The organism is Pseudoalteromonas sp. S558, from assembly GCF_005886635.1.
GTDB classification, from domain to species: domain Bacteria; phylum Pseudomonadota; class Gammaproteobacteria; order Enterobacterales; family Alteromonadaceae; genus Pseudoalteromonas; species Pseudoalteromonas aliena.
The window spans coordinates 1-19,228 of sequence record NZ_PNDU01000016.1; the positions used below are offsets into that span (position 1 = coordinate 1).

13 protein-coding genes are annotated in these 19,228 nt (G+C 39.8%); 6 read left to right on the forward strand and 7 right to left on the reverse strand.

Annotated elements, in window-relative coordinates:
• Positions 1-267 precede the first annotated feature (267 nt).
• The 3 genes from CWB66_RS01210 (at position 268) to rnd (ending at position 4,069) form a co-directional block, all read left to right on the forward strand.
• Complete coding sequence (locus CWB66_RS01210) at positions 268-1,119, forward strand: alpha/beta hydrolase (protein ID WP_138584025.1); 852 nt, start codon at positions 268-270, stop codon at positions 1,117-1,119.
• Positions 1,120-1,234: 115 nt separating this feature from the next.
• Positions 1,235-2,887, forward strand: a complete 1,653-nt coding sequence (gene fadD / locus CWB66_RS01215) for a long-chain-fatty-acid--CoA ligase FadD (protein ID WP_138584026.1) — start codon at positions 1,235-1,237, stop codon at positions 2,885-2,887.
• A 51-nt stretch (positions 2,888-2,938) separates the two neighbouring features.
• Positions 2,939-4,069, forward strand: a complete 1,131-nt coding sequence (gene rnd / locus CWB66_RS01220) for a ribonuclease D (RefSeq protein ID WP_138584027.1) — start codon at positions 2,939-2,941, stop codon at positions 4,067-4,069.
• Between the two features lie 95 nt (positions 4,070-4,164).
• Here the strand turns inward: rnd and CWB66_RS01225 are convergent, their stop codons facing one another.
• The 7 genes from CWB66_RS01225 to CWB66_RS01255 all read right to left on the reverse strand — a co-directional run bounded on the left by CWB66_RS01225 (position 4,165) and on the right by CWB66_RS01255 (position 11,683).
• Positions 4,165-4,950, reverse strand: a complete 786-nt coding sequence (locus CWB66_RS01225; RefSeq protein ID WP_226894568.1) for a sugar phosphate isomerase/epimerase family protein — start codon at positions 4,948-4,950, stop codon at positions 4,165-4,167.
• Positions 4,951-5,079: 129 nt separating this feature from the next.
• On the reverse strand, positions 5,080-5,829 hold the full coding sequence (locus tag CWB66_RS01230; RefSeq protein WP_138584029.1) for a gluconate 2-dehydrogenase subunit 3 family protein: 750 nt from the start codon (positions 5,827-5,829) through the stop codon (positions 5,080-5,082).
• 1 nt (position 5,830) lies between these two features.
• Positions 5,831-7,510 carry a GMC family oxidoreductase gene (locus tag CWB66_RS01235; protein WP_138584030.1) on the reverse strand — a complete coding sequence of 560 codons (1,680 nt, stop codon included), beginning with the start codon at positions 7,508-7,510 and terminating at the stop codon, positions 5,831-5,833.
• Between the two features lies 1 nt (position 7,511).
• Entirely contained in the window at positions 7,512-8,204 is a 693-nt protein-coding gene (locus tag CWB66_RS01240; RefSeq protein ID WP_138584031.1) for a 3-keto-disaccharide hydrolase, read from the reverse strand.
• Positions 8,205-8,224: 20 nt separating this feature from the next.
• Positions 8,225-9,451, reverse strand: a complete 1,227-nt coding sequence (locus tag CWB66_RS01245) for an MFS transporter (protein ID WP_138584032.1) — start codon at positions 9,449-9,451, stop codon at positions 8,225-8,227.
• A gap of 13 nt (positions 9,452-9,464) precedes the next feature.
• On the reverse strand, positions 9,465-10,520 hold the full coding sequence (locus tag CWB66_RS01250; protein ID WP_138584033.1) for a sugar phosphate isomerase/epimerase family protein: 1,056 nt from the start codon (positions 10,518-10,520) through the stop codon (positions 9,465-9,467).
• Positions 10,517-11,683 carry a Gfo/Idh/MocA family protein gene (locus tag CWB66_RS01255; RefSeq protein ID WP_138584034.1) on the reverse strand — a complete coding sequence of 389 codons (1,167 nt, stop codon included), beginning with the start codon at positions 11,681-11,683 and terminating at the stop codon, positions 10,517-10,519. The genes CWB66_RS01250 and CWB66_RS01255 overlap by 4 nt, the downstream gene beginning before the upstream one ends.
• 140 nt (positions 11,684-11,823) lie before the next feature.
• On the opposite strand from CWB66_RS01255, the gene CWB66_RS01260 reads away from it, so the two are divergent.
• From CWB66_RS01260 to CWB66_RS01270, 3 genes are all read left to right on the forward strand, one after another.
• Positions 11,824-12,546 (forward strand): AraC family transcriptional regulator, encoded by a 723-nt coding sequence (locus tag CWB66_RS01260; RefSeq protein WP_077535288.1) that lies wholly within the window; start codon positions 11,824-11,826, stop codon positions 12,544-12,546.
• 489 nt (positions 12,547-13,035) lie between these two features.
• Positions 13,036-16,014: a TonB-dependent receptor gene (locus CWB66_RS01265; protein WP_138584035.1), complete on the forward strand. Its 2,979-nt coding sequence runs from the start codon at positions 13,036-13,038 to the stop codon at positions 16,012-16,014.
• 142 nt (positions 16,015-16,156) lie between these two features.
• Positions 16,157-19,006: a discoidin domain-containing protein gene (locus CWB66_RS01270; protein ID WP_138584036.1), complete on the forward strand. Its 2,850-nt coding sequence runs from the start codon at positions 16,157-16,159 to the stop codon at positions 19,004-19,006.
• The last annotated feature ends 222 nt before the right edge of the window (positions 19,007-19,228 follow it).

Sequence of the window (19,228 nt, forward strand, 5' to 3'; positions counted from 1 at the left end):
ATAAAATGAAAAAAACTAAAAACTCACCAAATAGAGTTAAATGAACAGACATAGGAATTCCTTTTCATGCGTGATTAATACCAAACTGCATAAATCTTTGATCAATTTAACGAATTAAATTGCACTATAACGTCGTTAAAAATTTTTTATTCAGTTAAGGATATTAGCTAAAATATATTTTTATCAGTTATAAAAATGGCTAACGATATGTTAGTGGTCTGACAACTAGTATGTTATAAATAAGCTAAAAGTAGGAAGAGGTCGGGTGTGCAGCCATTTAATATTAAAATCAATAATTCAAATATTCATGGCTTAAAGAAAGGCTCCGGTGGTGATGTTGTTATTGCGCTTCATGGTTGGCTTGATAATAGCAACAGTTTTTTTCCTATGCTTAATAAGGTGCAACCGAGTCAAACTTGGTACTGCATTGATTTTGTTGGGCACGGGTTGTCTTCGTGGAAAAGTGATGATGCGCATTACTACTTTGTTGATTATATTGATGATGTTTATCAATTTATCAATACATTAGGGGTTAAAAAAGTACACTTAGTTGGTCATTCGATGGGGGCTATGGTCGCAGGGATTTTTGCGAGTTGTTTTAGCGATTATGTTAAGTCGGTCAGCTTTATTGAAGGGATCGGTTGTGTTACTACCCCCAGTGAAGCGGTATGTGAGCAGCTAAAAAGTGCAGTATTAAATAGAGCGCGTTTAAAAAATAAAAAATCTAGAATTTATAAATCGAAAGCGCTTATTTACGAAGCGCGATCACAAACAACTGATTTAGATGATGAGCTAATTGCGCTATTAATGGACCGAAACATAAAACCAGTAAATGATGGCTTTGTGCTCACAACAGACCCAAAGCTTAAAAATCACTCAGGTTTTAGGTTTGATGAGGCGCAATGCATTGGTGCAATAAAAGATTTATCTGCACCATGTCAGTTAATTTTAGGGAACGAAGGTTATTCGTTTGTAAAACAAAACTTAGCAAAGTATATTAGCTATTACAGTAACTTGAGTGTAATAAACGTAGACGGCGGTCATCATTGCCATATGCAAAGTAGTGAGCTATGTTTTGAACACATTCATGCATTTATGGTGCAAAGTGGTGCATGTTAATTGTATATTAACGCTAAATGTGGGATTATTCGCACATTAGAGTATTTGCTCAATTGTTAAAGTGCCTTACTTAGATTAAGGTTAATAAAAATATAATTATAAACAGGGGCTAAGAGTGGAAAAAATCTGGCTTAAGCGCTACCCAGAGGGTATGCCTGAAACAATCGATCCTGAGCATTACAACTCGTTACTCGAAGTTTTCGAAAAAAGTTTTAGTGATTACAAAGATCTACCTGCATTTACTAATATGGGTAAAACACTATCTTACAACGAAATAGATACTGCAACGAAAAAAGTAGCTTCTTATATTCAACATGATTTAGGTCTTAAAAAAGGCGACAAAGTGGCCGTCATGATGCCTAACTTGTTGCAAACACCAGTATCAATTTTAGGTATTTTAAGAGCCGGTTGTGTCGTTGTTAACGTTAACCCGTTATACACGGTTCGTGAATTAGAACACCAACTTAAAGACTCGGACACTGCAGCAATTTTTATACTTGCTAACTTTGCAGACACGCTCGAGAAATCACTTGCGCATACTGATGTTAAACACATTGTAGTAACGCAAGTGGGTGATATGGTTGGTGGTATTAAAAAGCACATTGTAAATTTTGTCGTTAAACACGTTAAAAAAATGGTCCCTAAGTACAGCTTACCGAATCCAATTAAGTTTTCTGATTTATTAGATGCGGATGAAACTGCATATAAACGACCAGAAATGAACTTAAGTGATTTAGCATTCTTGCAATACACTGGCGGTACGACAGGTGTATCTAAAGGTGCAATGCTAAGCCATGGCAATATGGTAGGTAACCTTGAACAAGTGTCTGGTTGTTTAGATAAAGTATTAGAGCGTGGTAAGGAAGTGGTGGTTACTGCATTACCGCTTTATCATATCTTTGCTTTAACGGCTAATTGCTTAACATTTATGAAGTACGGTGGTTTGAATTTACTTATTACCAACCCTCGCGATATGAAGGGCTTTGTCAAAGAGTTAGGGCAAGCTAAATTTACTGCTGTTACGGGTGTTAATACATTATTTAATGGTTTATTAAATACACCAGGCTTTGCAGATCTAGATTTTAGCCATTTAAAAATGTCGCTTGGTGGAGGAATGGCTGTTCAACGTCCTGTTGCTGAAAAATGGCAAAAAGTGACGGGTTCTAAACTTATGGAGGGTTACGGCCTTACAGAGTGCGCCCCTTTGGTCACTATTAGCCCATACGATTTAGAAGCATATAATGGTTCAATTGGTTTACCTGCGCCGAATACTGATATTAAGTTAATGCTTGATAATGGTGAAGAAGCCGCTAAAGGAGAGCCTGGAGAGTTATGGGTTAAAGGCCCACAGGTTATGCTTGGTTATTATAATCGCCCAGATGCAACTGCTGAATGTTTAAAAGATGGTTGGTTTGCTACTGGTGATATTGCCACATACGATGATGAAGGTTTCTTTTTTATAGTTGATCGTAAAAAAGACATGATCATTGTGTCAGGCTTCAATGTATTTCCAAATGAAATAGAAGAAGTTGTTGCGATGCACGAAGGTGTACTTGAAGTAGCCGCTATTGGCGTACCTCACGATGCAAGCGGCGAACAAGTTAAAGTTTTTGTTGTGAAAAAAGACCCATCTTTAACTGAAAAAGATATAATAAAGCACTGCCGTGATAATTTAACTAATTACAAGGTTCCAAAACTCGTTGAGTTTAGGGATGAGTTACCTAAAACAAATGTAGGTAAAATACTCAGAAGAGCCTTGAAAGATTAGCAACCTATAAAAAAGCCGGCATATGCCGGCTTTTTTATTGTAGGAGACTAAGTGCAATACCAATTGATCCAAACACAAAACCAGCTTAATACGTTCGTTGAGCAGATCCAAAATAAACCCGTTTTAGCTATAGATACTGAGTTTATGCGTCGCCGTACGCTGTATCCTGAAGTTGCACTTATTCAGGTATACGATGGTGAGCATCTTGCGCTTATTGATCCACTGGCTGAGTTATCATTATTTGATTTTTGGCAAATTTTAAAAGATCCTGCTGTTTTAAAAGTATTACATTCTCCTTCAGAAGACATCGAAGTATTTCAAAAGTACGCAGGGTTTGTACCCGCACCATTATTCGATACACAATTTGCTTTGCAATTACTTGGTGAAGGGAATTGCATGGGCTTTGCGCTGATGGTAAAAGAGCTGCTAGGCATAGAAATAGATAAAAGTGAGTCTCGCACTAATTGGCTACAGCGTCCATTAACCCCTAAACAGCTTGATTATGCAGCAGCTGATACATTTCACTTATTACCATGCTTTGATCTAATTATTGAGCGTATTAAAGCGGCTGATTTATTTGACATCGTTATCAACGAAAGTGAATTAATTGCAAATAAGCGCGCATTTCAAACACCAGATGAATTTTTATATAAAGATATTAAAAATGCGTGGCAGCTTAAACCGCATGAACTAGCAGTATTAAAAGAGCTTGCTACTTGGCGCAGAAATAAAGCCATTAAAAAGAATTTAGCACTTAATTTTGTACTAAAAGAGCATAACATGGCGGAAATAGCTAAACGCGGTCCGTCTAGTTTAAATGCACTTAGACAAATATCAGGTGTTGAAGCGATTGAAGTTAATCGCTCAGGTGTAGAAATTTTAAAATGTATCGAGATTGCTAAGTTGATACCGCAAGAGCAACATCCTGCTGTGTTAAAGCGCTTAATTGATTTTCCTACTTATAAAAAAGTAGCAAAAGATGTTAAACAAAAAATTACTAAAGTAGCAAAAGCGCATAATATTCCTGATGATGTGATGGCTTCTAAAAAACAAGTCAATCAATTGATAAGTTGGAATTGGAAGTTAACAGCAGAGCAAAAAGTTAAATATATAAAACCCGACTTATTGAGTTCTTGGCGTTATACATACGTTAAAGACGTACTAAAAGAGTGGGACAGCTAAACAGTATTGCTTTAATGTGAGTTAATAACGGGATGTTTACTGCTAATTTAACGGGGGCGATATATGGCCCCCTTTTGTTTGAAATTTCAGCAAGCTTACTCTGTCATTTCTTTTAAAATTTTATCTAAGTTACTTTTTGATTGAGCAACACTTTCAAGCGGCGTTAAGTTATTAGGGTATTCCTCTTGTTCAATGACGAGCCACTGCAGATCACCGTCCATAATTAGCGAATTTATTATTACTTTCCATAGATAGTCATTTTCACCAAATATTGGGCTTAGGCCATCGCCTTGATGCGTTCTTACTTTTAAATGTGTTGAAAAAGTACGCCCTGGATATTTCTTTATGTAATGAGTAGGCTCTTTACCAGCAAAATGCACCCAGCCAATATCTAGCTGAAGCGGCAATGATTGCGGTGTGTTTTTTGCTATATAGTCCCAATACGTAGCGTCGTTAAATTGATTAAATTCTTTATCATGATTATGAAAACCAATATGCATATCATAGCGCTGTGCTATGTCGTTCATATGCGCCAGTTGTTTTGTAAGGGCTGTAACCCCCGTTGGATGCCACGCTCTTTCATCCCAAGGTACAAATAATACCTTTACACCCAATGTTTTGTAAAAGAGTAGGGTGTTGGTAAGTGTTTTTTCTGTGAGTGAATCAAAGCCGATATGCGCGCTGCTTGCAACAAGATTGAGACTAGCAAGTTTCTTTTTAAGTTTACTAGGGCTATTTTTATAACTCCCTAAATCACCGGCAAACTCTACCCCATCAAATCCCATTTCAGAAAGGGACTGCAGTGTACTATCAAAATCTTTTTTAAGTGCTTCTTTTACCGACCATAACTGCACGCTCACTCGTGGCGTTGGTTTAGGCATTGTAGCGAAAGCGCTCAATGAGTAGAGAGTAAAAATTAGGGTGGTTAAAACTATAAATGTAGTGTGTAAAAGTGTATTTTTAAACATTATCAAATACCTGTTAAAGCAGAGAATACTCCCTGCTTTTTATTAATCTTTATAGGCGTATTGGGTTAAGCCAAGTTCAGCTAAAACGTTATCAAGGTGAGCTTTTGCTTGCGCTGTAGGGCCTGGGTAGTCACCGGCAATAGGCACATTTCCTAAATAACCTATATCTTTACACCCCTGAGGTGTACAGAAATAAGCGCCTAAAATTAAATTTTTGAAGCGTAAAAACGCATTAGCTATACGCTGAAATTGTGCCGGTGTATTATCGTCAAAATAAGCAATGTCATCTAATATTGCTTTTTGTTCCACAGCTTTAAGTTTCGCAAAAATCTTTTTATAACGAAGTATTGATTCGTCATCAATCCACGCAAGCCCATGTAAAATTGTTACCCGGTCTTTTTGTTGACCATTATAAGGGGAGCTAACCCATTCATTAATGACACTCGGTACATCAACGTCTGAGGCGCTCGGTGAATCACCTTCTCGGGGAACAATGTAATCTGCAAGTATTGCCACGAGAGTGAGTTGTTTATTTGTTAAGGTAAGTGGCCAAGGCGACTCAGGTGGTAGCAACATATTAGGATCAGTACCATAGCCTTTCGCTGTAATGGCTGGCAGCTCTAAACTTGGCCAATGGCCTTGGGTGCTAATCGTTTCTTCGAGTACTTTACTACAACCGGCTGTTAGTGAAACGGCAGAGCCTGCAGCGAGTAGGCCTAACCATTTAAGGGACTCTCTGCGTGTCATGCCTGAACTATATTTATATGAGTCAACACTCTTTTGTGAATGCATGTTAAAGCACTCCTTTTTCAATCTGTTTAGCGATCCACGTAGAATTGCGCATTGCCAATGTCATAATTGTTAATGTGCAGTTTTTATGTGGGTTAGAGGCAAATACACCGGCATCCATTACAAAAAGGTTGTCACAATCCCATGTTTGCCCCCATTGATTAGTAACAGATTCTTTGGGCGAGCTACCCATGCGAGTGGTACCCACTTCATGAATGATTTCACCGCCTTTTGAAATTGCTTTTTCAGCAGGTGGGAGCTTATCTATTTTTGCTCCTAAGTTTTCTAATATTTTTTTCGCTGTTTTTAAACCATGCTCAATTTGCTTAAGTTCACGATCAGACCATTTAAAATGAAATTTTGAGACGGGGATCCCCCATTTATCCTTAACGTTTTCGTCTATTTCCATATACGAGTCATCGTTTGGTAACATCTCACCTCGCAAAGCAAACCCTACATAAGAGCCGTACGCATCGCGCACTTGCTGTTTTAACTCAACGCCATAACCTCGCTTATCACCAGATACACCAGAGCCAGGCTGATTAAAACCACTGCTTATTTCAAAATGATAACCACGTGGAAAATTAAGTTCACCTTTAGCGTGTGCTTCATGTCCCCACCAAGGAATAAATAGATGATTTCCGGTATGCCCATCTTCGTTATAGCGTGGTCGGCCTTTAAGTGCGGGTATTTGTGCGCCTAACCATGCACCGGTAGAATCCATTAAATTTTTTCCAACTTGGCCACTTGAGTTTGCCAGTCCTTTTGGATGTTTTGTGTGTTTTGAATTTAATAAAATACGCGCAGATTCACAGGCACTTGCAGCAAGAATAACGATATCAGCGGATACTACATGCTCACTCATGGATTTTTTATCAATGTAGGTCACTCCAGTGACTTTACCATCGTCATTAACTGCAACAGACTTAACCATAGCATCGGTAATTATTCCTAAATTTCCCGTTGCTTTAGCCATAGGTAAAAGCGACGTTGTGGTTTGAAATGCCGCACCAATAGAGCAGCCGTGGCCACAAGGTGTTGCATAAAAACAGGCCATTCGGTCGTCTTTATTACGTGTTAATACGGCTCTGTGCATGGGTACAGCTGCAATCCCTAATTTTTTAGCGCTTGCTGCAATTAATAGCTCGGGAACCCTAGGTGTTGGCGGCGGCTGCAATACGCCAGGCGCTGATGGCGGCATGTCATCCAGGCCTGTATTAGTACCACAAATACCGACTAGCTCTTCTGTTTTGTCATACCACGGGGCTATGTCTTCATAAACAAACGGCCAATCTGCACCGTGGCCATCTTGGCTTTTTCCTTTAAAATCATGTTCACTAAAACGTAATGAATAGCGTCCCCAGTGATTAGTTCTACCGCCGAGCATACGGGCACGCCACCAATAAAAATCACTGCCTTTTGCAGTGGTATAAGGTTCATCAGGAACTTGCCAGCCACCATCAACGGTTGCATCGTAAAAACCAAAGTTTTTATCTTTATTGCCTGCGCCCATCAAGGGAGCTTCGCTGTTACGACGAAACATCGGGCTTTCTTTTTTTGGGTCGTAATCACGGCCCGCTTCGAGTAACAGTACTTTATGACCTAATTTGGTTAAGGTGTAAGCTGCCATTGCACCACCAGCACCCGAGCCGACCACTAAAATTTTATGATTAAATGCTGGCATGTTACAGCTCCTTAATTTTAATGTTTTTAAACCATACTTTGTCACCATGATCTTGCAAGCCAATATGGCCTCGATCCGCAGTTGCAAAATTTAGCCATGTAGAAAATTTACTCTTTTTAACAAGCGTGTCCCACGTGGTACTGCCTATAACAATACTTAGCGTACTAATCCCATTTTGCCAAACCTGTAGGTGTTTATCGCGCATTTGAATACGGACTTTATTCCACGTATTTGCAGGCTTATGCGCGGTTTTTGGCGCTGCAAACAGATCGTAAATAGAGCCCGATAAATGCGAGTCTATTTCATTGTCGGGATGTTCTTCATTATCGATTATTTGCACTTCAGGTGCGTGAGAATAAATCATACTTCCCAGTTCGTCCGCGAGCACAAATATCCCACTATTTCCTTTAGTAGAAATTTTCCAATCTATTTTAAGATCAAAGTTACGGTACATTTTTTTAGTTAAAATATCACCGCCACCTTTAGTGAGCATCATTGCTCCGTCAGTAATTACCCATTGCGGACTTATCTCATCACTTTTAAAATTTCGCCAATGAGACATATCTTGGCCATTAAAAAGCAATTGCCAACCTGCTTTTTGCTCTTCGTTGGTAAGTTGATTATCAACAGTGTGGGCGTAAGCACTGCTACTAAGAGCAATTGCAAGTGATAGAATTTGGATTGATTTAAACATATGTAACCTCTTATATTCTTTTACTTATTGCTAGCAATATACGTTTTTTCAACGCTTTTATTTTTTGTTATAAATAGGTGTAAACCAATAAATACAACAATTAACACGATTGGAAAAATGAGTAAATTTTGTAAAACGGCCTGACCTGCCACTATTTCTACTTGTTCTACGCTGATGTTATTTGTTTGTGCGTTAAGGCGAGCAGTATCAATCCAATGACCAATAACAGGGTTCCACATACTGACAGCAAACATGCCCGCACCTCCCATCAGTGACATGCCTAATGCGCCTGTTTTTGGTGCATATTCAGCAACGCAGCCGATCATAGTGGGCCAAAAGTAAGTCACGCCAAGCGCGAACATGGCTGCGGCAAAGTAAATCGCATTACCTTGAGCTTGGCTCATTAAAAATATCCCAAGTGTTGAGAAAATAGCTGATCCGAGTAACACACCCGTTGGACTAAATTTATGTACTATAGGGCCTGCAAAGAATCGTCCGAGTGCCATTAGGCCGGTGATCAACGCTAAGATAACCATCGGGGATGCGCCGGATGAACCTAAAATTTGCTCTATCCATTGTTGTGTACCAAATTCAGTAATAGCTGTGATCGTCATACAAACAATGAGAAATAAATACAGCGGCGAGATTAGATTTTTTACATTCGTGGCAGTTGAATTTTCTTGACGATCGAATTGTGGAAATTGCGATTTAACAACCATCACGCCATATACAATAGTAGGAATAAGAATAAGCGATACTTGCCATTGCCAATTTAGACCAACGGATGTCATGGCATTTGAAGCCAGTGCACCTATAACAATACCGCCTGGAAACCACACATGAAAACGATTTAACATTGTGGTGGTATTTTTAGGGTACATTTGAGCTATTAACGGATTACAACCAGCTTCTACAGAGCCATTAGCAAAACCAATTAAAAATGTTGAGATTAGCAATCCCCAAAAACCATCTGCCGTGATAGTTAAAAGTAACCCGCCCAAGTGACAGATAAAGGCCAACGCAACCAGCTTTTTAGCACCGATAACATTATAGATAATCCCACCTAGCATCGTCGCTACTGGGAATCCTAAAAATGCCATTGCATTAACCCAGCCTAATTGAGTGCCACTGAGGCCAAACTGTTCACCTAATTCACCTAAGATACCGGCACGAATAGCAAAGGTCATTGAGGTGACAATGAGTGCTATACAACAGAGCCGAAATATAATGTTATTGTTATTATTCATTCTAAATATCCTGTTAACTTAAACCTAAAATACGGCTGTTTCGTTCGCTATTAGTCTCTGTTGCTGAGAAATCATCGAACGCTTTATCTGTTGGGCGTATTATGTGGTTTTCAATAAAATAAACGCCTTCTTTAGCACCATCTTCAGGGTGTTTAATACAACATTCCCATTCTAAAACTGCCCAACCGTCAAATCCGTATTGTGTTAGTTTGCTAAATATACACTTAAAATCAACTTGCCCATCACCTAAAGAGCGAAACCGCCCGGGTCTGTCTTGCCATTCTTGATATCCTCCGTATACGCCGGAACGACCATTTGGCGTAAACTCCGCATCTTTAACATGAAAGGCTTTAATTCTAGTGTGATAAATATCAATAAATGATAAGTAATCAAGTTGTTGTAAAACAAAATGGCTAGGATCGTAAAGTATATTAACGCGTGGATGATTATTTGTGGCAGCTAAAAAACGCTCAAATGTTATACCATCGTGTAAGTCTTCACCAGGATGAAGTTCGTAACAGACGTCCACGCCCATTTCATCAAAGTAATCTAAAATTGGCAGCCAGCGTGCTGCTAATTCTTTAAATCCTTGCTCAACAAGACCTTTTGGTCGCTGTGGCCACGGGTAAAAAGTATGCCAAAGCAGTGCGCCTGAAAAGGTGACGTGCGTTTTAAGACCTAATCGCTTGCTGGCTTTTGCGGCCATCATCAGTTGTGCTTGTGCCCATTGTGTTCTTGCTATTGGATCACCGTGTACAGCCTGTGGCGCAAAATTATCAAACATCTCATCATATGCTGGGTTCACAGCAATGAGCTGGCCCTGCAAGTGAGTGGATAACTCCGAAATACAAAGCCCTGCATCTGCGGCAATACGCAGCACGTTATCGCAATAACCTTGGTTTTGGGCTGCTTTTTCTAAATCAAATATTTGTGGATTTGATGTCGGGAGTTGAATTGCTTTGTAACCTAAATTTCCTGCCCACTGGCAAATAGCTTCAAAACTATTGAAGGGCGCTTCATCGCTTATAAACTGCGCTAAGAAGATAGCTGGGCCTTTTATTTTTTTCATCGTTCATCCAATTTAAAAGTATGCCATTTTGTATTTTTGCTCGAAGCTTCAACTGCATTTTCAATAAATGCCATCCCACGGATCGCATCTTCAATACCTGGGACATCAAATTGATGATTATTTACAGCGCGTCCTGCTTTTTTTGCTTCAATCAATTTTGTGAAATTAACGTATATATTGGCAAACGCTTCAAGGTATCCCTCAGGATGCCCTGCTGGAGTGCGTAATGCATTGCGCGCGGCTTCACTTTGTAAAGCAACGCCAGCACGAAGTAGAGTTGTCGGTGCATTGTGTGATTTCAGCCATAAGCTGTTTGGCTCCATTTGTGACCACTCTAGGCTGCCTTTATCACCATAAATACGTAGATTAAGATTGTTTTCTTCACCTAATGCTATTTGGCTGGCCAGTAACACGCCTTTACAGCCATTATCAAAGCGCAACAAAACGGTGCCATCATCATCGAGTGTTCTACCTGGCACGACATGGTTTAAGTCTGCGCACAGAGCCTCGATTGTAAGGCCACTAACGTACTCGACTAAGTTTGCTGCATGTACGCCAATATCGGCTATACAACAACTGATCCCTGCTTTTGCTGGATCTAAGCGCCACTGCGCTTGTTTGCCAGCTTCATCTTCTTGTGTAGTAAGCCAGCCTTGACTGTACTCAACGACTACCTTACGAATTGCGCCCAGTTGTCCTTGAGCAATACGATAACGGGCTTCTTTTACCATAGGGTAACCCGTATAGGTATGGGTTAATCCATACAGGCAGTCGCTATTATTAATTAGGGTTTGTAATGCGCGTGCTTCTTGTAAATTTAATGTCGCTGGCTTGTCAGATAACACATGAAAGCCAGACTCTATCGCGAGCTTGGCGATAGGAAAATGCAGATGATTTGGCGTTACAATAACAACAAAATCAATGCGTTGATCATCTGCAAGCTTTGCCTCTTCTTGAAACATATCCTGGTAGGTGTCGTAACATCTTGCTGGGTCTATCCCAAGCATGGCTGCTGTAGACTGACTACGGGTTGGATCTGAACTAAAAGAGCCAGCCACTAAATCAATCAAACCATCTAAGCGTGCTGCAATACGGTGAACTGCACCAATAAAAGCGCCTTCAGCACCTCCGATCATGCCCATTCGGATTCTGGCTTTATTCATACAACACTCCATTAGTTAATATCATGTTATTAATAATAGGGAGTGAGTTGAAAAGGGGATAGCAAAAATTCGGTTGACAATGCAACAAAATCGGCGTTTTAATCAAAGCTGTTAATTATATTTATATCAGGGTGGCAAGTATGAAAATAGATGAGATCATAGCCAGAGCAGGCGTTAATCAGTTGATTGCGGCTTTTGATTTATTACATGACATTCTTTTTTGGGTAAAAGATAATGAAAGTAGGGTTTTATATGCTAATCAACATTTTATTGAGCATCAAGGCTATAAATCATTAGATCAAATTTTATTAAAAACAGATTTTGATTTTTCACCTAAGCATTTAGCTTTCCAATATGTGAATGATGATAAGCGGGTGATGAGCGGTTACATTGTGACAGATAGATTGGAGCTAAATCAGACTTCAAATGGTGAATTAGCGTGGTTTTCAACATCTAAAAAAGTGATCACAGATGAGAGTAATCAAATACTCGGTACTTATGGGATAACACGGCATTTGCAAAAAACATCAAAGGCACTATTGCACGTAAGAGCAATAGAGGAGCCTGTTAATTATATACGAGAGCATTATCATCGTCATATTTGTATTGAGGAATTAGCACAGCTCGCCCACCTTTCAGTCAGTGCATTAGAGCGTCGCTTTAAAAAGCATTTAGCGAAAACCCCAAATCAGTTTATTAATGAAATACGCTTGGAAAATGCCAGAAGGTTACTGGTTGAAACACAATTACCCGTGTCGCAAATCGCTTACGAGTGTGGTTTTTCAGAGCCAAGTTATTTTAGTAAACAATTTAAACGCTTATTTGGCGAGATACCTTCACAAATGCGCACCCAAATAGAGTGATATGTACGTTATTTAGCCTGCGCAGAGAGATGTTGTTTAGCATTTTTATTTTAAGTTCTGTTTATTTTACTCACCCTAACTATTGTTTTATCACTTTTTATAAAGCGATAAATTATCAGTCATTAACTGCTCATTTATGTTTTTTTTCATCATGTTGTTACTTAGATTATTTTATTATTCAGATAGGGGTTATTAATATGCGCACAGGTTTTTAAAGATATTAATATAAAATCAATGGGTTAAAAAATAATTGGCTGTTATTTTCTGTTATAAATGAGATTATTTGTTTAGCCTAATTTAATACCTTTACGCTGTATCGGCTAAAGCTCATATCGTGTTGTTTTTAGCCTTAACGCCGATTTTGTTTTAGTAGCGACCGAATTTCTATTATCACTTTTTTACTCATAACCCTATTCTAAAACGCAGTTTAACAAAATGTTAACTCACACACTGACAATTGCACATAACACATCAAAATTGGAGATAGGCATGGCTAATAATAATAACAGCCGAGAATCAATACGGCTTTCACGACGTTTTGAAAAATCGACATTGCTTCTTGCTTTAATGACCGCATGTAGTGGCGTTTATGCACAAGAAGAAGTAAAAGAAAGTGACTTTGAGATAATTGAAGTACGCGGTATTCGTGCCTCAATGGCTGAAAATCTTGCCATTAAGCGCCTCTCTAATTCTATTGTTGATGCGATTACTGCAGAAGATATAGGCAAGTTCCCTGATAAAAATGTGGCCGACTCGTTACAGCGAGTACCTGGGGTGGTTATAACCCGAAGTGGTGGTGAAGGTGAAAACGTGAGTATTCGAGGCCTTTCATCAGATTTAACGCTGACACAACTCAATGGTAATTTTATTGCCTCGTCACCGGGTTCTCCATCGCGCTCTTTTAGTTACTCATTATTACCATCGACGATGGTGCAATCGGTTGAAGTTTTTAAATCCTCTGAGGCACGTTTAGATGAAGGTGGCGTTGGGGGAAGCGTTATTTTACATAGCCGTACACCACTCAATATGGAAGCAAACTCAGGTGCCTTTAATATTGAATACACCTATGCAGATGTGACTAAAGATTATGAACCTAATTTCAGTGGTGTTTATTCGTGGAACAATGATGACGAAGACTTTGGTTTTTTAATCGGCTACACCAAGCAAGAGCGTACTAATCGCTCTTTAACCGGTGATATGTCGGGTGGTGGAGGCTGGCGTTGGGCAACGGGTTCTGATTTACCTGCCAGTGATATTAATGGCAAGGAAATTGCTGATAGTACGCGCCGTTTTGGTGCATTAGAAGATGCATATGGCAATACCTACGATGGAGTATGGGCACCACAAGTTGCTGGTGTTGGGGTAACAAAAGAAAAACGAGAACGAGTGGGTTTGCAAGGCACTATTCAATGGCGAGTCAGCGAGGATTTAGAGCTAACCTTTAATCACTTTCATTTTGAATTGGGCCAAGACCGCACAACATCTCAGCTAATGATCCCTGAGTGGAAATATAATCCTGATTACTTAACCGGTGTAACACTTGATGACTCCGGAACGATTGTCACTGGAATGGACTTTACAAGTGGTGCAGGAGGCGCTGAAGGTAACTTAGAGTTTCCGTGGATCATAGGAGGTTATACAAAAGAAAAAGACACGTCAGATACCTACGATTTAGCATTTAAATATTCTGGGAACGTATTTGATTTAAAGGGAAAGTTCGGCAGAACAAAAGCAAGTGGAGGGCCATCAGAGTCATGGAATGCAGCCTACAAAAGTGGTCAACCTGCCAGTCGAAGTGATTCAGGTAACAACGAAAATGCAGCATCATTTGCAGGCTGGCGTTTAGGAGAGCGCGTTGCTTTGTATGCCGATCCTGCTCTTTTGACTAACTTACAGGCAGGAATTGCCGGCGATCCAGATCCAGGGTCAACAGGTTCTAGTTTTGTAGTGAGTGACTTACACGAAGATTACGCTCAGCTAGACTTAGATTACCATATTAGTTATTCCATCATAGATACACTGCGCGTGGGTGTAAAACATCGAAAAGCATCACTGCATAGAGAAACGAATAATACTTTTTTTATAACGCAAGATGGCGCAAACAGAATTGCCAGCGGTGAATTAGATCCATTTAGCCAAGGTGCTATTGACGAAGTTGCTTATCAATGGATTGGCGGGATGCCCAATCTTGACGATGTTTTAAACCGTGAATCGGAGCAAAATATTGCAGGTGGTTTTGAAGTCAATACAATGCCGACCATAAATTGGGATCAATATCGCGATATTGTCACCAATGAGTATGTTAAATATACCCGTCGTGAACCCGATTTCGTTTTTGATATTGAAGAGAAAATTACCGCTGCCTATCTGCAAGCTGATTTTTCGTTTGGTGATTTTAGGGGGAATATAGGTGTACGTTATGTTGAAACGCAAACACAGATTATGTCATCCGATAAAATCAACTATTTCTTAGATGACATAGAAGATGCAACTGGTGAAGATATTTTAGGTAGCGCACGTTTAGTTGATATTGAAACAACCACAAAGCGTACAGTAAAAGATCAACGTTTTTTACCGAGTTTTAATCTTGTATGGGACGTTAGCGATTCATTCGTTATCCGTGCAGCGGCAGCCAAAACTATGTCTCGTGCCCCTTTTAATGATTTAGGCGCCCCAGAGCAACTTACCTTTATTTCACAAGAGTGGGCAGACGATAGGCTTGAATTTAGGAGTAACCCAGTTGATCAAGGTTGGAGTGGTTCAGGGGGGAACAAAGCGTTAAAACCATTTGAATCTGTTCAATTAGATTTATCTGCCGAGTATTACTATAGCAACGGCTCAGCTGTTGGTATTGCATTATTTAATAAAGATGTTGATAACTTTATTGTTCCTTTAATTATTACTTCAGAGCGACCATTTGACGGTTTTACCAACCCTAATACAGGGGTTGAAATTGTACCTGCTGGAAATATCACGGTCACGCCATTTACGACCACAGCAAATGGTACGAATGCGACTTCTCGTGGCGTTGAATTGTTTGCTCAACATGCATTTGATAATGGATTTGGCTTAAACGTTAATTACACGCTTAATGATACCAATCAAGCTGATATTAGTGTTGATGGTGAAAAGGTTGGCGAATCGGCTTTAGTAGGAAGTGCTGATAACCAATTTAATTTTTCGGCTTATTTCGAAAACGATACTTATAGCGTAAGAGCATCTTATAACCGTCGTGGAAAGATGGCATTAGGACTAGCCGATGGTTTAACTGTCTCACAAGAACCATTTCAGCAAGTTGATTTAAATGCGTCGTACAGTGTGTTCGACAATTTAGTTTTTTCAGCATCTGTGATCAATTTAACAAAAGAAGAATCAAGAACATTCTATGGCGCTGATAGTGAAGCAAGGTTACGCAGCAGCAGTTATAGCGGAAGACGCTACTATGCTGGACTTACTTACCTATTTTAATATTCATAATGATGAATATTAAGCAGCTAAATTAACTCGCTAACTAAAAATCCGTAGCAAATAAAAATCAATAAATAACCTCAATATAGGCTAAATAGGATTTGTTAGCGTGTCATCAACGTTGAGCAGATAAGGCAATATTATGAATACATTAAATATGTTTAAACTGGCAAGCACATCACTTATAGCGGCAAGCTTACTAAGTGCATGTGGTGGTGGGGACAACGATCCTAAAATAGATAACATACCTGTGGTCCCCGAGTTTACAGTTGCAGAAGTCGCAGGTGCAATGATCAAGGGCGCGGTTAGCAATGCAAATGTATCAGTAACTGCACTTAATGGTAGTCACCTCACCATAGGCGCAGCTCATAGTACGGATCAAAATGGTGTTTTTTTGGTTGAACTAACCAGTGATGCTGGCTTTGGGATTAATACAATTGTTAAGCTTAACGTGGCCGCAACAGATAGTTCGGCCATGCAGTGTGATGCCCTTCGTTGTGGTGATACTGATTTTGCTCAGACCACTAACGCAACTGCGATAGCAGGCACTGTGTTTTCAACATTAGGGCATCTTAAAGTCCCTTTTGGCAATAAAGCCGATGGTGTTGAGGATATGACGTTACAAGTAAATGCATTAACAACCCTTGCAACACGATTAGTAGAGCTGCAAATTTCACAAGGTCGTAATGTATCGACACCTGCTTTGATGGCAATCGCACAAGCTGATATGTCTGCTTTACTGTTACGTGTGTTTGGGTGGCAAACTGGAAATACTAATGTATTTACAATGCCGGTTGTAGCCGCTGATAAATTAGAGAATTTTGTCAAGGGCGAAACATGTGAAAACAATGACAGTGGCGAACAAGTGTGCTCAACACAGTTTATAGATGAAGCAACGATTAAACTTTCACTTTTAAACGCATCATTTGCTCAATTTTCTAGCGATGAAAATTTAAAGTCAGTGATGGATGCAGCATACTCAAACTTAGGCAGTGCATTAGAAGGTAAAGCGGATCCGTTAATGGCGCTTCGCCAACGTATTTTTGAAGCAATAAAAATACATCCTTTAACGAGCGAATTGGGGCTGACCGCTGAGTCTGTCGTTGATTTATCCTTAGCACTGTTTGATGAAGCCTCATCAAGTGGTCCACTTATAGAGGTCACCACGGCGAGTAACCTCGCAGGCGCAGTATTTTCTGCTCGAAACGCAATTAGTGATGCAGAAAGTGCAAGTAAGGCATTTGATTCGAATCTTGATACTAAATGGCTCGATCATAATGACTGGCTAGGTGCACCAAGTAAAGAGTCACCGTCTTGGATACAAGTTGATTTTGCTCAAGCACAAGCTGTTAACCGCGTTTTTATTACCAGCGCAAATGACGCACCAGAGCGAGATCCAGAAAACTTTACAGTACTGGGATCCAATGATGGCGGACAAACATGGATTACGTTAGCAACTATTATTGGGGCGTCGTTTGAACAACGCCTTTCTCGTCAGGAATTTGTATTCACTAATGGGCAAAAATACCTAAGCTATCGAATTAACATCACAAAAAATAAGAATAACGACACTCTAGTTCAACTCACGGATATTCAATTAGTGGGTCCGGTATTTACGAGTCTTGATCACACTAATAGCGTCGCAGGTATTGCCAGTGCAAGTAACAGCATTGGGGATGCTGAAAATCAAGATAAGGCGTTCGATAATAACCCGACAACAAAATGGCTCGATCATAATGATTGGCAGGGTCCACCAACAGAAGAAAAACCGTCATGGATCCAGATGGATTTCACAGAAGCTGTAGCGGTTGATCAGTTAGTACTTATTAGTGCGAATGACGCACCAGCGCGCGATCCTGAAAATTTTTCTATTTTAGCATCTAGCGATGATGGCGCTACTTGGCAAAAACTAGCAAGTTGGGAAGGTGAATCTTTCGATGCACGAGGTGAGCGAAAAGCGTTCTCGTTTACAAACCAACTCGCTTTTACTAGCTATCGCTTAGAAGTGACTAAAAACAAAAATAATGATGGTTTATTACAAATTGCGGATATTGACTTAGTGGGTCTTGAAGTTCCTGGTCAAAACCATGCAACAGTTACTGGAGCGACTTACAGTGCTCGCTTTAGTATAAGTGATACTGAAGGCGCAGCCCAAGCTTTTGATAGTGACATAAACACTAAATGGCTCGATCATAACGATTGGAAAGGTGCCCCAACAGTACAAAATCCTGCCTGGTTGCAAGTGGCTCTGCCTCAAGCACACGCGGTTAATACGTTAAGCATTACTAGTGCGGGTGACGCACCAGAACGAGATCCTGAGTCGTTCGAACTTCTGGCATCAAATGATGGAGAAAATTGGATCAGCTTAGGTGCTTGGGCTGGTGAAAGCTTTTCTGAGCGATCACAACAGCGTATTTTTGGTGTTGCAAATGCATTACCTTATACACATTATCGGTTAGCGATAAGTAAAAATGCTAATAATGATGGCTTAGTACAAATAGCAGAGGTAGGTATGGTTGGGCCAAACTATGCGTTTAAGGATTTAACAACCAATCCAAGTACCGCATTTAGTGCTCGATTTAGTATTGGGGACGCAGAAAGCGCCGATAAAGCATTTGATGGCGATACCAATACAAAATGGCTTGATCATAATGATTGGAAGGGCGCGCCATCAACCGAAAACCCGGCATGGATACAAATAGATTTTAGTGATCCACATGCTGTCAGTGGGCTTGCTATTACAAGCGCTAACGATGCGCCAGAGCGAGACCCTGAAAACTTTAGTTTGTTAGGCTCTAACGATGGCGGTGAAAGTTGGACGCTGGTTTCTACTTGGGTAGGAGAAAGCTGGGACGAGCGTTTACAAAGGCGCTCATTTGATTTTAATAATGGCTTTGAGTTTTTGAGCTATCGCCTAAGTATTAGCAAAAACGCTAATAATGATGGACTACTACAAATTGCCGAAATAGAGTTACTTGGCTTAGATAAATAACCTGAACTCTGGATAATAAATCTATCAAAAGCAGCTGTTTTCAGCGCTAACTACGTTGAATTTACTTACAATAGGCCCGCTATTAATGCGTAAATTCGCCTTGTTTTGACTGAAAATTTCTGGCTAGAGAAAATTAATTTTGACAGACAAAAGATCAGAAACTAACGTTTTTGGTAATATTTTAATTTAAGTTATATATTGTCCTACTGTATGAAGACATAA

Coding starts and splice junctions, on each gene's coding strand:
- CWB66_RS01225 (WP_226894568.1), bottom strand. CDS start 4,950: ATGCCTAAACCAACGCCACGAGTGAGCGTGCAGTTATGGTCGGTAAAA.
- CWB66_RS01230 (WP_138584029.1), bottom strand. CDS start 5,829: ATGCATTCACAAAAGAGTGTTGACTCATATAAATATAGTTCAGGCATG.
- CWB66_RS01235 (WP_138584030.1), bottom strand. CDS start 7,510: ATGCCAGCATTTAATCATAAAATTTTAGTGGTCGGCTCGGGTGCTGGT.
- CWB66_RS01240 (WP_138584031.1), bottom strand. CDS start 8,204: ATGTTTAAATCAATCCAAATTCTATCACTTGCAATTGCTCTTAGTAGC.
- CWB66_RS01245 (WP_138584032.1), bottom strand. CDS start 9,451: ATGAATAATAACAATAACATTATATTTCGGCTCTGTTGTATAGCACTC.
- CWB66_RS01250 (WP_138584033.1), bottom strand. CDS start 10,520: ATGAAAAAAATAAAAGGCCCAGCTATCTTCTTAGCGCAGTTTATAAGC.
- CWB66_RS01255 (WP_138584034.1), bottom strand. CDS start 11,683: ATGAATAAAGCCAGAATCCGAATGGGCATGATCGGAGGTGCTGAAGGC.
- CWB66_RS01260 (WP_077535288.1), top strand. CDS start 11,824: ATGAAAATAGATGAGATCATAGCCAGAGCAGGCGTTAATCAGTTGATT.
- CWB66_RS01265 (WP_138584035.1), top strand. CDS start 13,036: ATGGCTAATAATAATAACAGCCGAGAATCAATACGGCTTTCACGACGT.
- CWB66_RS01270 (WP_138584036.1), top strand. CDS start 16,157: ATGAATACATTAAATATGTTTAAACTGGCAAGCACATCACTTATAGCG.